This window comes from Ferruginivarius sediminum (assembly GCF_003344765.1).
GTDB classification, from domain to species: domain Bacteria; phylum Pseudomonadota; class Alphaproteobacteria; order Kiloniellales; family Rhodovibrionaceae; genus Ferruginivarius; species Ferruginivarius sediminum.
Genome location: NZ_QPMH01000022.1, coordinates 12,133 through 25,221, shown reverse-complemented (window position 1 = coordinate 25,221; position 13,089 = coordinate 12,133). Strand labels below are relative to the sequence as shown.

Below are 13,089 nucleotides of genomic sequence, written 5' to 3'. Positions count from 1 at the left end.
GCACGTGCGTCCAGCCCCCTGAACGCGCTATTCCGCCGCCGCGGCGTGACCTAGGCCGAAGAAGTCCGATGCAAGCCCGGCAGACACCGCATTCAGCCTGGCCTGAACATCGTCCAGAAGCTCGTGCAGGCCGGCCTGCACAACCGCGGCCGCCGTGTGGCCGCGGAGCATGGCGCGAAGCTCGTGCAACTGCTCCAGAGCATCCGCGCCGCCCGTGAGCGCATAACCCTCCCGCAGCTCCTCCAGCGTCTGCGCCGCGCTATGCACGCAGGCATGGACGGAGCGCGGGAAGGGCAGGTGAAGCAACAGGAAGCCGGCGACGTTCGCCGCCGTCATGCCGCTGGGATGCAGCCGCCGGAAAGCATGAAAGCCGGCGGCGGAGCGCAGGACGGCGTTCCACTGGCTGACGTCGAAGGGCGAGCCGACATCCTGCGACGACGGCAACAACAGATGATACTTCACCTCGAGAAGGCGCGTCGTCTGGTCGGCCCGTTCCAGGCTCCGCCCAAGCTGGTAAAAATACCAGCCTTCGTCGCGGTAGAAGGTGCCCTCGGTGATGCCGGTATGGGTCTGGCAGCCCTCCTTGATGAACGAGCAGAAACGGGCGAGGCGCGGCTCGGCCAGATCTTCCCGCGTCATCGCCCGCAGCCGGTTGTAGAAGATGTTGAGCTGGGTCCACATCTCCGTCGAGATCAGCGGACGAAGCGTGCGCGCGTTCTCCCGCGCCGCGCGGATGCTGGAGACGATGGACGACGGATTCCCGGCATCAAGGGTGTAGAAATGAATCACCTCGGCCGCTGACGCATGGGGATTGGCGGCGAAGAAACGCTCATCGTCGGCGTAAAGCTGCAGGATGGAGCGCCAGTTCTGGCCGCCCCGGCTATCGCGGCTGAAGGTTTCGTTCACGTCCAGGATACGCGCCAGATCCTCCGCGCGCTCGACATAGCGGGCGAGCCAGAAGATCGAGGCGGCGTAGCGTGCCAGCAGGTTACTCAAGGACCCAGGTATCCTTCGACCCGCCGCCTTGCGACGAGTTGACGATGATGGAGCCTTCCCGCAGCGCAACCCGTGTCAGACCGCCGGGTAGTACCCAGGTGCTTTTGCCCGTCACGGCGAAGGGCCGCAGGTCGACGTGGCGCGGCGCGATGGCGTGGTCGGTGAGGGTGGGACAGACGGAGAGGTCGATCATCGGCTGGCTGATATAGTTCGCCGGCCGCTCCTCAAGTTGCTTGCGGCAGGTCTCCAGCTCATCCCGGCTGGCGCGCGGGCCGACCGTGATGCCATAGCCGCCGGCCTCGCCCACCGGCTTCACCACCAGCTTGTCCAGGTTGTCCAGCGTGAAGCGCAGGCCTTCCGTCTCCCGGCAGATATGCGTCTCCACGTTCTGGATCACCGGCTCCTCGTCCAGGTAGTACCGGATGATGCGCGGCATGTAGGCGTAGACAGCCTTGTCGTCCGCGATGCCGGTGCCGACCGCGTTGGCGAGCCCCACCGTGCCCTTGCGGTAGCAGCGCATAAGGCCCGGCACGCCCAGCATGCTGGCGGGGTTGAAGGCCTCCGGGTCCAGGAAGTCGTCGTTGATGCGCCGATAGATCACGTCGACCCGCTGCAGGCCACGAATGGTCTTCATGTAGACGCGGTCGTCCTCGACCAGGAGGTCTCGGCCCTCGACCAGAGGGACGCCCATCTCGCGCGCCAGGAAGATATGCTCGAAATAGGCCGAGTTGTACGTCCCCGGTGACAGCAGCACGACGACAGGGTCCAGTACACTCTCGGGCGCGATATCGCCTAGCGCTTCGCGCAGGCGCTGGCCGTAGTTCGATACCGGGCGGACCGGCAGCTCGTGCATCAGGTCGGGGAAGGCGCGCAGCATCAGGTGGCGGTTCTCCACAACGTAGGAAACGCCCGAGGGCGTGCGCGCATTATCCTCCAAGACGTAAAACGCGCCGTCGTTGCCGCGAACGATGTCGGTTCCGTCGATATGGGCGTAAGTGCCGTGTGGGACCGCGAGGCCTTCCATCTCGGGCCGGTAGTTCTCGTTCGTCAGCACCAGGTCTGCGGGCACCACGCCGTCCTTCAGGATCTTGCCATCGTTGTAGACGTCGCCGATGAAGGCGTTGATGGCGGCGACGCGCTGCTGTACGCCGCGCTCCAGCACGGCCCAGTCGGCGGCGGAGATTGCGCGTGGGATCACGTCGAACGGCAGGATCCGGTCGATCGCGTCCTTCTGCGTGTATACGGTGAAGGTGATGCCGAAGTTGTAAAGCTCCAACTCGGCGTCGCGGGCGCGGTCGCAGAGCGTTTCCAGGTCCATGCCGTCGAGGCGGTCCAGAATCGCCCGCGCACTTGGGTTCGTGTCGCGGTAAAGAGCCAGCAACTCGTCGTAGTGACCGAGGGCCTCGTAGCCGGCGAGCAAACCCTGCGCGGGCTTGGTAGGCTGTGGCGCCAGAGTTTCGGCGGCCTGCTGCTGGTCCTGCGGCATGCGCATCACTCCATCGACGTGCCCATCAACGAGTATGACAGCTTCGCGGCGACGCTGGCCAGTGCTCGATGGAAATGCTTGGCGGATCGAATCGCTACCGAGTCCGGCGTACGACGACCGTGCCGGCCATGATGTCGTGCAGCGTGCGATGGCGCTGCGTGAAGAGGGCGACAATCAGTACAAGGGCACTGGTCAGCGCCGTGGTCACATAGAAGAAGATCGCCATCAGGAAGCCCTGCGCGTACCCAACGCGCCGCCCGGTCCAGTCCAGCACCGTCAGGCCGAAAAGCCGCATCCCCGGTGTCGCCGAAGCTTGGCTGCCGCCGATTGTGGCGGCCGCGTACAACGAGGGGAAAAGGGGAATTAGAGGGATCAACAGCGGCCCCAGTGCGCCGAAGGAGATCGCGACCAGGAACACCAGTACGAACCACGCGAGTACGCCCAGAAGGACGATGAGGCAGGCGTCAACGAGATGCGCGGCCACGCGGCGCCATAGCAGGCCTTCATAGAGTTCCGGCGCGTCGAGCGGGTCGGGCGGCGCATTCTGCCAGGCGCTTGCGCTGGCGGATGTGCTGGGAAGGCGGCTGGCCAAGGGGAGGGGGCCTCTCTCACTGGATACGCAACGCTGCTTCGTGCCGAGGTTGGACGGCAGGTCGACGACTTGGCAAGCCTTGCCATGGCACGGCGGCGCCTGCGGCTTGGCCTAGCCGGCGTTGTCCTTGCCAAGGATGCTGGGTCCGATCGTCCGTGCCGGTGCCGCGCCGCCTCTGGTTCCATCGCCGGACGCCGCCTGGGTTGGCTGCTCGCGCAGCAGCAGGATGGAGATGCGACGGTTCTTTGGATGTGTCGGATCGTCCGGCAGCAGCGGGTCCTGGTCGGCGCGCCCCACCACCTGGGAAATCCGTTCCGCCTTCAGTCCGGATTCGACGAGGGCCCTGCGCGTCGCGTTGGCACGGTCCGCCGAAAGCTCCCAGTTACCATAGCCGTTGCTGCCGCGGAACGGCGTAGCGTCCGTATGCCCCTTGATGGCGATATCGTTCGGCAGCCCGGCGATCGAGTCACTGACCAGCTTCAACAGTTGCGTTGTCTTCGGCAGGGGCTTGGCGCTGCCAAGGGCGAACATCGCGTTGTCCGCCCGGTCCACAACTTGGATGCGCAGGCCCTCAGGCGTTTCGTCGACCAGCAGATGCTCGCTGAGCCCGCTGAGTTCCGGGTTCTCTTCCAGCGCCCGCCGAAGCTGCCCAGCCGCTTCCTCGAAACGTGCGCGCTCCTGCTGCCTTGCCACGGATTCGGCATCGCCTGCTTCGCTTTCCGTCGAGGTGGCGGGCGGTGGCGGCGGCATGGTCAGGTTGACGCCGACCGGCGCGCGCTGGTCCACCATCGCGCCCTCGTCGGTCAATGTCTGGCCGCCGAGCATGCCGCCGCTGCCGCTTGAACTGTCGCTCACCGTCGTTGGCGAGAAATAGTCGGCAATGCCATTTTTCTGCTCTTCCGTCGTGACGTTGAGCAGCCAGAGAAGCAGGAAGAAGGCCATCATCGCGGTCACGAAGTCGGCGTAGGCAACCTTCCAGGCCCCTCCGTGGTGGCCCTCGTGTCCGCCCTTCTTGACCTTCTTGATAATGACAGGAGCGTTGTCGCCTTTTGCCGCCATTTATCCCGCCCGACAGGTGAGGTCCGCACCGGCGCGCCGGCCGCGGAACTCTGGCCGAAGACGGTTAAGATGGGGTTATTGGCGGCGGCTCAGGCCAAGGCCTGCTCCAGGTCGGCGATCAGGTCGTCGGCATCCTCCACGCCGACGGACAGGCGGACCAAGCCGTCGGTCAGGCCGATTGCCTCGCGCTTTTCGCGGGGAATAGACGCATGGGTCATGATGGCCGGATGCTCGATCAGGCTTTCCACGCCGCCCAGGCTCTCGGCCAGGGCGAAGACCTCGACCCGTTCCAGGAAGCGGCGCGACGGCTCCAACCCACCCTCGATGAAGATCGTGACCATGCCGCCGCCGGCGCGCATCTGCCGTTTCGCGAGCTCGTGCTGCGGATGGCTGGGCAGGCCGGGGTAGATCACCCGCTCCACTTTCGGATGCCGTTCCAGGTACTCACCGACCCGCAGGGCGTTCTCGCAATGCCGCTCCATGCGCAGGCCGAGCGTTTTCAGGCCGCGCAGGGCCAGGAACGAATCGAACGGCCCCTGGACAGCTCCGACGGCGTTCTGCAGGAAGGTAAGCTGATCGCGAAGCTCGGCATTGTCGCCGACGATCAGCAGGCCGCCCACCATGTCGGAGTGGCCGTTCATGTATTTGGTGGCGGAGTGCATGACGGCGTCGAAGCCAAGTTCCAGCGGCCGCTGCACCCATGGCGTGGCGAAGGTGTTGTCGCAGCACGTGAGAACGCCGCGCTTGCGGCCAAGCGCGGCCAGGGCCTCCAGATCGACCAGCCGTAGGAGCGGATTGGTCGGCGTTTCCGCCCAGATCAAGCGGGTTTCTGGTCGGATCGCGGCCTCGACGGCCGCGATGTCGCGCATGTCGACGAAGCTGAATTGCAGGCCGCTTGAACGCTTGCGCACGTTCTCGAACAGGCGGTAGGTGCCGCCGTAGAGGTCATCGCTGACGATCACGTGGCTGCCGGTATCGAGCGTATCCAGCAGGGTCGCCGTCGCCGCCAGGCCGCTGGCGAAGGCGAAGCCGGCGGTGCCGCTTTCGAGGTCCGCCGCGCAGCGCTCGTAAGCGAAACGCGTGGGGTTGTGGCTGCGGCTGTACTCGAACCCCTTGTGCCGTCCGGGGCTTTCCTGCGCGTAGGTCGAACTGGCGTAGATCGGCGTCATAATCGCGCCAGTCGTGGGGTCCGGGCTTTGGCCCGCGTGTATCGCGCGGGTCGAAAAGCCAGCGCGATTCGACTTTTTTTGTGACATGTCAGGCAATTAAAGAACCTATTTCATCTTACGCCGAAGGTGGTTGAGGAGGTCGATACGGGTGATCAGCCCGTAGAACCTGCTCTCCTGCATGACGATGGCGACATGACCGCGCGAGAAGATATTCATCAACTCCTCCATCGGGCGGTCCGGCGTGATGGTGTCGAGCCGGCTGGACATCACCGTGCGCACGGGGTCTGTAAAGCTGGCTTCGTCGCGCACCACCGCCAGCAGGATATCCTCCTCGTCCACCAGTCCGACGACCTTGCCCTCACTGTCCAGTACGGGAAGCTGCGAAACGTCGTAAAGCTTCATCCGGCCGTGCGCGGCAATAAGCGTGTCGTCCTGGCCGATCAGCACGGTGCTGCGCTCGTCGTGCGGGCGGCCGATGATATCGCGCAGGTCGCCCACGCGCTCGCGCTCTATGAAGCCCTGATCGATCATCCAGTAGTCGTTGAACTGCTTCGTCAGGTACTTGTTGCCGCTGTCGCAGACGAAGGTGACAACGCGCTTCGGTGTGGTCTGCTCCCGGCAATAGCGCAGGGCGCCGGCGATCAGCGTGCCGGAGGAGGACCCGCACAACAGCCCTTCTTTTTTCAACAGTTCCCGTGCTGTCAGCAGCGCCTCCTTGTCGGGAACTTCATAGGCAGTGCGACACCGGGACAGGTCGAGGATGGACGGCAGGAAGTCCTCGCCGATTCCCTCGACGATCCAGGAGCCGACCTCGTTCGGCATCTCTCCGGTGCGCACGTAAGGCGCGACGACCGAGCCCTCGGGGTCGGCAACAACCATTTCCAGGTCCGGCGCCACCTTCTCGAAGTAACGGGATAGCCCCGTCAGCGTGCCGCCCGAACCCACACCGCAGACCACCGCGTCGCAGCGCCCATCCATCTGCGCCCAGATTTCCGGCCCGGTCGTGGTTTCGTGGGCCAGCGGGTTCGCCGGGTTGGCGAACTGGTGGACGAAGAAGGCGTCCTCCTCCTTCGCGATACGCTCGGCCATGTCCTGATAATACTCGGGATGGCCCTTGCCGACATCCGAGCGGGTCAGGTGAACTTCAGCGCCTAGTGCCTTGAGATGGAATATCTTTTCCTGTGCCATCTTGTCGGGCACGACGACGATCAGGCGATAGCCTTTCTGCGCGGCGACGATGGCAAGCCCCAGGCCGGTGTTGCCGGCCGTGCCCTCGACGATGGTGCCACCAGGACGGAGCCGGCCGTCCTTCTCCGCCTGCTCGATCATCGAGCGGCCGATGCGGTCCTTGATGGAGCCGCCGGGGTTCTGGTTCTCCAGCTTCAGGTAAAGCTCGCACGGGCCGGTGTCGATGTTCGCCACTTTCACTAACGGCGTATTGCCGATGGTTTCCAGCGTCGATTGGAAGACGGGACCTGGGCTGGTCATGATGGTATGCCGACTCTCTGCGGTGGCGATGTTCGACTACCGCTGGTTATGACGCTCGCGCGCCGCCTTGGCAACCCGGCGGCACGCGATCGTGTCGGCCAAGTGGGCCTTCAGATCTGGGTTGGTCCGTCGACCGAGAGCGTGGACAGCATGCGGCAGGGGAATCCGCCGCCTTCCAGCGCTTCCGTCACCTCGCGCACGTGCTCGGCGTTGCGGGTCTCGACGACCGCGTCGATCTCCGCGCGGCGAACCGGCACGTCGTGGAACAGTCGCTGGTGATAGACCTCGACGATATTGGCGCCGGTGCGGCCAATCAGGCCCGCGACCCTGGCCAGAACGCCGGGCGCGTCGTTGATGTCGATGCGCAGGCGCACCAGCCGGCCATCGCGCACCAGCCCGCGCATCAGCACCGAGGCCATCATGCGGGTGTCGATATTCCCGCCGCAGATGACGAGGCCGACCTTCCGGCCGGCAAAACGGTCGCGTTCCTTGAGCAAGGCCGCAAGCGGTGCGGCGCCGGCACCTTCCGCGACAACTTTCTGATACTCGCACAGGGTTGAGATCGCCGTCTCCAGGACCGGCTCATCGCACAACACGATGTCGCTGACGAGTTCCTCCACGATTCGCTTCGTCAGCTTGCCCGGCCGCTTCACCGCGATACCATCGGCAATGGAGATGCCGCCGGCTGTCGGCTCCATCCCGTGCAGGGCCTGATACATCGAGGGATAGAGCTCCGCCTCGACACCGATCATCTCGATCTCCGGGCGTAGTCCTTTCGCCGCCGTGGCCACGCCGGAGATCACGCCGCCGCCGCCGATTGGCACGATGATGGTATCCAACTCGGGCTGGTCCGCCAGCATCTCCAGACCGATGGTGCCCTGGCCGCATATAATGGCCGGGTCATCATAAGGGTGGACAAAGGTCAGGCCATCCTGCTCCATGAGTTGCTGCGCGACATCGGCGGACTCGTCGATGGTCTCACCCGACTGAACAACCCTTGCGCCGAATCCGCGCGTGCGCTCCACCTTGCTGAAAGGCGCACTTTCCGGCATCACGATGGTCGCCGGGATGCCCAGCCGTTGGGCGTGGTAGGCGACACCCTGCGCGTGGTTGCCGGCCGACATGGCGATGACGCCGTTCCGCTTCTGCTCGTGCGTCAGGCTCTTCAGCTTGATGAACGCGCCGCGGTCCTTGAACGAGCCGGTGTACTGCTGGTTCTCAAGCTTCAGATAGAGCTCGCAGCCAAGCATGGCCGACAACCGCGGCGCGAAGATCAGCGGCGAGCGGACCGCATGCCCCTCCAACTGATCGGCGGCGTCGCGGATATCATCCAGCGTGACCTGCTGGTCTTCTGTGGCAGCATTCATGGCGGCTCTCCCTGGGGGCGCGGACGTGTCGGCGTTTCTACCCGTATTAACGGCTCGCGGGAGTGAGCCGAAGCAGGTGCGAGGAGTCTTGCACATCGCCGACCAATTTTACGTAACGTCCGTCGCGCCAATCCTCCGCAAGGTTCGCGTAGTGCGGCGAGAGCGGATTGCCCGACTGCCCGTCCGCGATCATGAACAGAGAACTTCCCGGATCCTCCGCCATATCGTGCACGGCTCGCAGGCCCGCGCCGTGAACGTGCCGGTAGCGTCCCGACCGGGAACCGTTGAAGCGGCTGCCACCCCGGTTGACGGTCTCCTGGCCGCCGTCGGTGGCGATTTCCGCCCCGAAAAGGCCATTCAGGCCCGGAATGCGCGACAGCATGGGGTGTGGCAGGCGCGTGTTGTGGGCGCCGCCCCAGGTTACCTGCCCAAGGTCGCCGAAGCGCTTCTCCAGACTGTCAAGTGCATCCTCCAGCGCAAGTTCGACCTGCGCCGCACAGCCTTCGCGAATGTCCCGTGTCGAGACGTCGTCGCACCATTGCGTATCTTCCTCGACGGCGCGCCTGATAACGCGAGGGTCGGGACTGGCGAACTCCCCGAACAACGCCCCGCCAAGCTCGTCCGCGAAGAGCGCGCGGTTGAGGAAATCCATCCAGGCTACGAAGATCAGGGGCGCGGCCTCGTTACGGTCCATATGGCCGTCCCAGCCGCGCAGGACTTTCATGGCCTGCGTGGCGCGGCGGCTCGTCACCTCGTGCCGCAACAGCGTGGGTAGCAGGATCTCCGCCATCGGCGATCGGGCGTCGAGCTGCATCGCCGTCATGGCGTCGACGTCCAGCGGCGCCGGCGCCTCGTCGAGCATCGCCTCGATCCGTTCCGCCCGCCACGGCGGCGGCCAGTTGGCTGCGATCAGATGGGGATAGGTGTCCGGCACCACCTTGTTGTTGGCGTTGACAATGCGTCCGTCGGGCGGATTGATCGCGCGGGGCAGGGCCTCGAACGGCAGGAACCCGGTCCAGTCGTACTCCCCGCTCCAACCCGGCACCGGGCGGGAACCGTCGCCCTTCGCGCGGACCGGCACGCGTGCCGGCGCCGTAACGGCGATGTTACCCTGATCGTCGGCCAGATGGACATTCTGTTGCGGGCTATGGACCTTGGCCATGGTCCGCAATGCCTCGTGAACGTTCTCGGCCCGGTTGATCTCCGCGATTGCGTCGGGCGTGCGGTCATCGGCGCGCAGGGCCGGCCAGGCGAGCGCCAGGACGTGATTGCTCGACGCAAGGCCGCCCGCCGCAGGAATACTGTCGGAGACGACAGGCCCGTGGCGCGTCGCACGAACCGTCAGCTCGACCGGTGTCTCGCGGCCTTCGACAGCGATTTGCTCGGTACGCGTATCGAAAGGACGAGGGCCGTCCGGTGTGATGTAACTGTCGGGCGCGCCCTCCGCCAACTTCTCGATGAAGAGATCCTGGGTATCGCTGTGCGTCGTCGTCAGACCCCAGGACAAGTGTTCGTTGCGGCCCAGGATATGGAACGGCAGTCCTGGCGCCGTGGCGCCGACAAGGGTCTGCTCCGGCGTCTCGACGCGCGCCAGATACCAGTAGCCCGGCGCCTGCAAGCCGAGATGCGGGTCGTTCGCCAGGATCGGCTTACCGCCCACCGTTCGCTGGCCCGACACGATCCAGGCGTTGGATGCGGACTTCGGTTGCAGCTCATATGGCAGAAGCGATGCCAGTTCGCCAAGCGGCAGGCTATGAAGGGCAGCGCGGCCTTCTTCCACAGTGGTCGGCGCATCCGCTGGATAGTCGGGAAAGAGGAAGGCAAGCTGCCGAGTGTCCAGCTTTTCTTCCATTCGGGCGCGCACGATCTCCTGGCGCCAGTTGCCGGAAAGCTGCATTGCCATCAGCCGCACCCAGGACAGGCTGTCCGCCGCCGTCCATGGTTCGGGCTCGTAGCCCAGGATCTGGAATTCGAGGGGCAGGGTAGGGTCGCTGTCGATGAAGGCGTTCACGCCTGCCGAGTAGGCCTCCAGCGCCCCGCGCGTGCCGGGCGCGATGTGCTGAAGCTGTTCCTCGGCCAGCCGGCCAAAGCCCATCACCCGCATGAAGCGGTCGATGCCGAGTGTGCCTTCGCCGACCACCTCCGAGAGGCGGCCGGCGGCGGTGCGGCGCATGAAGTCCATCTGCCAAAGTCGGTCCTGGGCATGGAGGAAGCCAAGCGCCGTATAGGCGTCGTACAGGCTTCCGGCCTTTATGGTCGGAATGCCGTTGCCGTCGCGCACCACCTCGACCGGCTGTTCCAGCGCACGGAGGCGTATTTCGCCATCCGTCTTAGGCAGTGAGCCGTGCAGGTAGCCGTAGCCACCCGCCAAGCCGACGGCGGCAAGCATGACAATGGCGACGACGGCGCCCAGCAGCCAACGGAAAGCTCGTTTCATGACGTCAAGATGGCGGGTTTTCCCGACCGTGCAAGAGGTTACTGCCCTGAACCTCGCAAGGAAATCGGGTTAACCTTTCGATAAGTTTTTGTTAATGGAGCGGAGCTATTCTCGATCAGTTCTCTCGTTAGACGGGTGGTGTCATCGGGTGAATCACGCCGGAGGGGAATGCTATGCGACTGGCTCTTGCCGTGCTGGCTTTTGCGGCCGTCATGGCGGCGGTCAACGCCCGGGCGGACATCGTTCGCGCGACGACCGTGAACTTTACCCCTTACTACGGAGACTCGCTCGAAGGCGGCGGTGTCATCACCGCCCTCGCGCGCGCGGCCTTCGCTGAGCGTGGGCACGAATTCGAGGTGAAATTCCAGCCTTGGCGGCGGGCCCTGGCGAAAGGGCGCGCTGGCGCCTATGACGCCGTGCATGCGGCTTATTGGGCGGCGGATCGCGAGCGCGATTTCTATTTCAGCAAGCCGTTCTACTCAATCGAAGTCGGCTTGATGGCCCATAAGGATCTGGGCCTGTCGCGCTTCACCCCCCTGGAGGACTTGAAGCCTTATCTGATCGGCTACAACGCGGGCTGGGCGTACGGGGAGAAGTTCGAGAACGCGGATTACCTGCAAAAGGATCCGGCGAACAATCAGACCATCAACGTGCGCAAGTTCTTTGCCGGGCGCGTCGACATCGTCGCGGTGGCGCGGAGTATCTTCCGCTACGAGGCGGCCAGGATCGAAGGCGCCGATCTGTCCGAGGTGACGTTCATCGAGCCGCCGCTGAAGATCGGGCGGCTGCACATGATGTTTCCCAAGGTCAACGAAAATGCGGAAAAGCTGCGCGACGACTTTGACGCAGGGCTGAAAGCCATTCGCGAGAAGGGAATCTACGCCGAGATCATCGACAGATACGGCTTCTAGGGATTTGCGCGCCGGCCCGGATCGGAGTCGATACAGGGCCGGCGCATCCGACGGTTCGGCGTGAACGTGGGGGCGATCACGTCATATTCATGATGACTGTCTTCTTGTGCGTAAAGTGCTCCAGCATAGCCTCCAGCGAGGCTTCACGGCCGAGACCCGACTTCTTGATGCCGCCGTAGGACAGGCCGGGCTGCACGACCAGGTTCTGGTTCACCTGCACGAAGCCGGCCTCCAGTCGCCGGGTGGCGTCCAGCGCGGTCTTCAGGTCCGTCGTCCAGATAGTGGCGGCAAGGCCATATTCGCTGGCGTTGGCGCGCTGGATGACTTCCTCGTAATCGTCGAAGCGGTACATGCAGGCGACGGGGCCGAAGATCTCTTCCGTCGTCAGGCGGCTGTCGTCCGACAGGCCGGTGAAGACCACCGGTTGCACGAAGAAGCCCTTTGCGAGGCGCGGGTCTTCAGGCAGCTCCGAGCAGACATGGGCCTCGGCCCCAGCCTCGCCGCGGCCGATCTGGATGTATGAGTTCACGCGGTCATACTGCTGCTGGCTGACGATGGAGCCGATGTCGGTTTCCTCCGCCAGCGGATCGCCCATCTTCATCTTGTTCACGCGCTCCACAAGCGCATCCAGGAAGCGGTCATGCAGCTTGTCCTGCACGTAGATGCGCGAGGAGGCGGTGCAGCTCTGCCCCTGCCGACTGAAGCGCATGCCGGTGATGGCGCCCTGGACCGCGCGCTCCAGATCGGCATCGTCCATGACGATCATCGGGGACTTGCCGCCAAGCTCCAGCGTCACCGGAATCAGCTTCTCCGAGGCCATGGCGTAGATCGCCTTGCCCGTCTCGACCGAGCCGGTGAAGCTGACCTTGCCGACGTCGGGATGCTGCACCAGCGGGGCGCCGCACTCGGGGCCGAAGCCGGAGAGCATGTTGAACGTCCCCTCAGGCAGCACCTGGTTCAGGATCTGGCAGATGCGCAGGACGGCAAAGGGGGCCTCTTCCGCCGACTTCACGACGACCGTGTTGCCGGCCACGAGCGCGGGCGCGATCTTGAAGGCCATCAACATCATCGGCACGTTCCACGGAATGATCGCACCGACGACGCCGATCGGCTCACGGGTCGTCACCGTCATCATGTCGGGAGAGAACGGGACCGATTCGCCCTTCAGCTCGCTGCCCAGGCCCCCGTAAAAGGTGAATGCGTCGGCCACCACGCTCGCCTCTACACGGCTTTCGGTGCGCAGCGCCTTGCCGCTTTCCAGCGCCATCAGCCGGCCCAGCTCCTCCGCATGCGCCTGTAGCGCGCGGCCGCATTCCGCCACCAGCTTACCGCGCTCGCGCGCCGAACGCCGTGCCCAGGCCGGCTGCGCCCGCTTCGCCGCCTCCACGGCAGCGGCGACGTCGTCGGCATCGCCGAGCGCCGCCTCGCCGACCACTTCCTGCGTGGCAGGATAGATCACCGCGAAGGTCTTGCCGGATTTCGCCGGGACCAGACTGCCGTCGATCAGGTGCTTACCCGACAGCTCGCGGGCCAGGGCGTGGGGGTCCGTGGTGGGCTGAATCTGCGGCATGACGTCTGGGTCTC

10 protein-coding genes are annotated in these 13,089 nt (G+C 64.9%); 1 reads left to right on the top strand and 9 read right to left on the bottom strand.

Translation table 11 applies throughout. From position 1 onward, the window contains the following. Window positions 1-27: 27 nt before the first annotated feature. The 8 genes from DRB17_RS16955 to DRB17_RS16920 form a co-directional block, all read right to left on the bottom strand. Window positions 28-996, bottom strand: a complete 969-nt coding sequence (locus DRB17_RS16955) for an alpha-E domain-containing protein (protein WP_114583420.1) — start codon at window positions 994-996, stop codon at window positions 28-30. Then, window positions 989-2,482, bottom strand: a complete 1,494-nt coding sequence (locus tag DRB17_RS16950; RefSeq protein WP_114583447.1) for a circularly permuted type 2 ATP-grasp protein — start codon at window positions 2,480-2,482, stop codon at window positions 989-991. Before DRB17_RS16950 ends, DRB17_RS16955 begins: the two co-directional genes overlap by 8 nt. Window positions 2,483-2,576: 94 nt before the next feature. Continuing rightward, window positions 2,577-3,074, bottom strand: coding sequence for an RDD family protein (locus DRB17_RS16945; protein ID WP_161958870.1), 498 nt, complete (start codon window positions 3,072-3,074; stop codon window positions 2,577-2,579). A gap of 111 nt (window positions 3,075-3,185) precedes the next feature. Beyond that, window positions 3,186-4,133 (bottom strand): flagellar motor protein MotB, encoded by a 948-nt coding sequence (motB, locus tag DRB17_RS16940; protein ID WP_114583418.1) that lies wholly within the window; start codon window positions 4,131-4,133, stop codon window positions 3,186-3,188. An 89-nt stretch (window positions 4,134-4,222) separates the two neighbouring features. Next, the gene (locus tag DRB17_RS16935; RefSeq protein WP_114583417.1) at window positions 4,223-5,389 is read right to left on the bottom strand and encodes a cystathionine gamma-synthase; all 1,167 of its coding nucleotides are present in this window, start codon (window positions 5,387-5,389) and stop codon (window positions 4,223-4,225) included. Window positions 5,390-5,407: 18 nt separating this feature from the next. Then, window positions 5,408-6,790 carry a pyridoxal-phosphate dependent enzyme gene (locus DRB17_RS16930; RefSeq protein WP_114583416.1) on the bottom strand — a complete coding sequence of 461 codons (1,383 nt, stop codon included), beginning with the start codon at window positions 6,788-6,790 and terminating at the stop codon, window positions 5,408-5,410. 110 nt (window positions 6,791-6,900) lie between these two features. Next, window positions 6,901-8,157, bottom strand: a complete 1,257-nt coding sequence (locus DRB17_RS16925; protein WP_114583415.1) for a threonine ammonia-lyase — start codon at window positions 8,155-8,157, stop codon at window positions 6,901-6,903. A 46-nt stretch (window positions 8,158-8,203) separates the two neighbouring features. Next, window positions 8,204-10,594, bottom strand: a complete 2,391-nt coding sequence (locus tag DRB17_RS16920; RefSeq protein ID WP_114583414.1) for a penicillin acylase family protein — start codon at window positions 10,592-10,594, stop codon at window positions 8,204-8,206. Between the two features lie 212 nt (window positions 10,595-10,806). Here DRB17_RS16920 and DRB17_RS16915 point away from each other — a divergent pair, with 212 nt between their 5' ends. Next, a complete protein-coding gene (locus tag DRB17_RS16915) occupies window positions 10,807-11,505 on the top strand; it encodes a substrate-binding periplasmic protein (protein ID WP_161958869.1) in 699 nt (232 codons plus the stop codon). Between the two features lie 76 nt (window positions 11,506-11,581). On the opposite strand, the gene DRB17_RS16910 is transcribed toward DRB17_RS16915, so the two are convergent. Continuing rightward, window positions 11,582-13,075: an aldehyde dehydrogenase family protein gene (locus DRB17_RS16910; RefSeq protein WP_114583412.1), complete on the bottom strand. Its 1,494-nt coding sequence runs from the start codon at window positions 13,073-13,075 to the stop codon at window positions 11,582-11,584. Window positions 13,076-13,089: the final 14 nt, after the last annotated feature.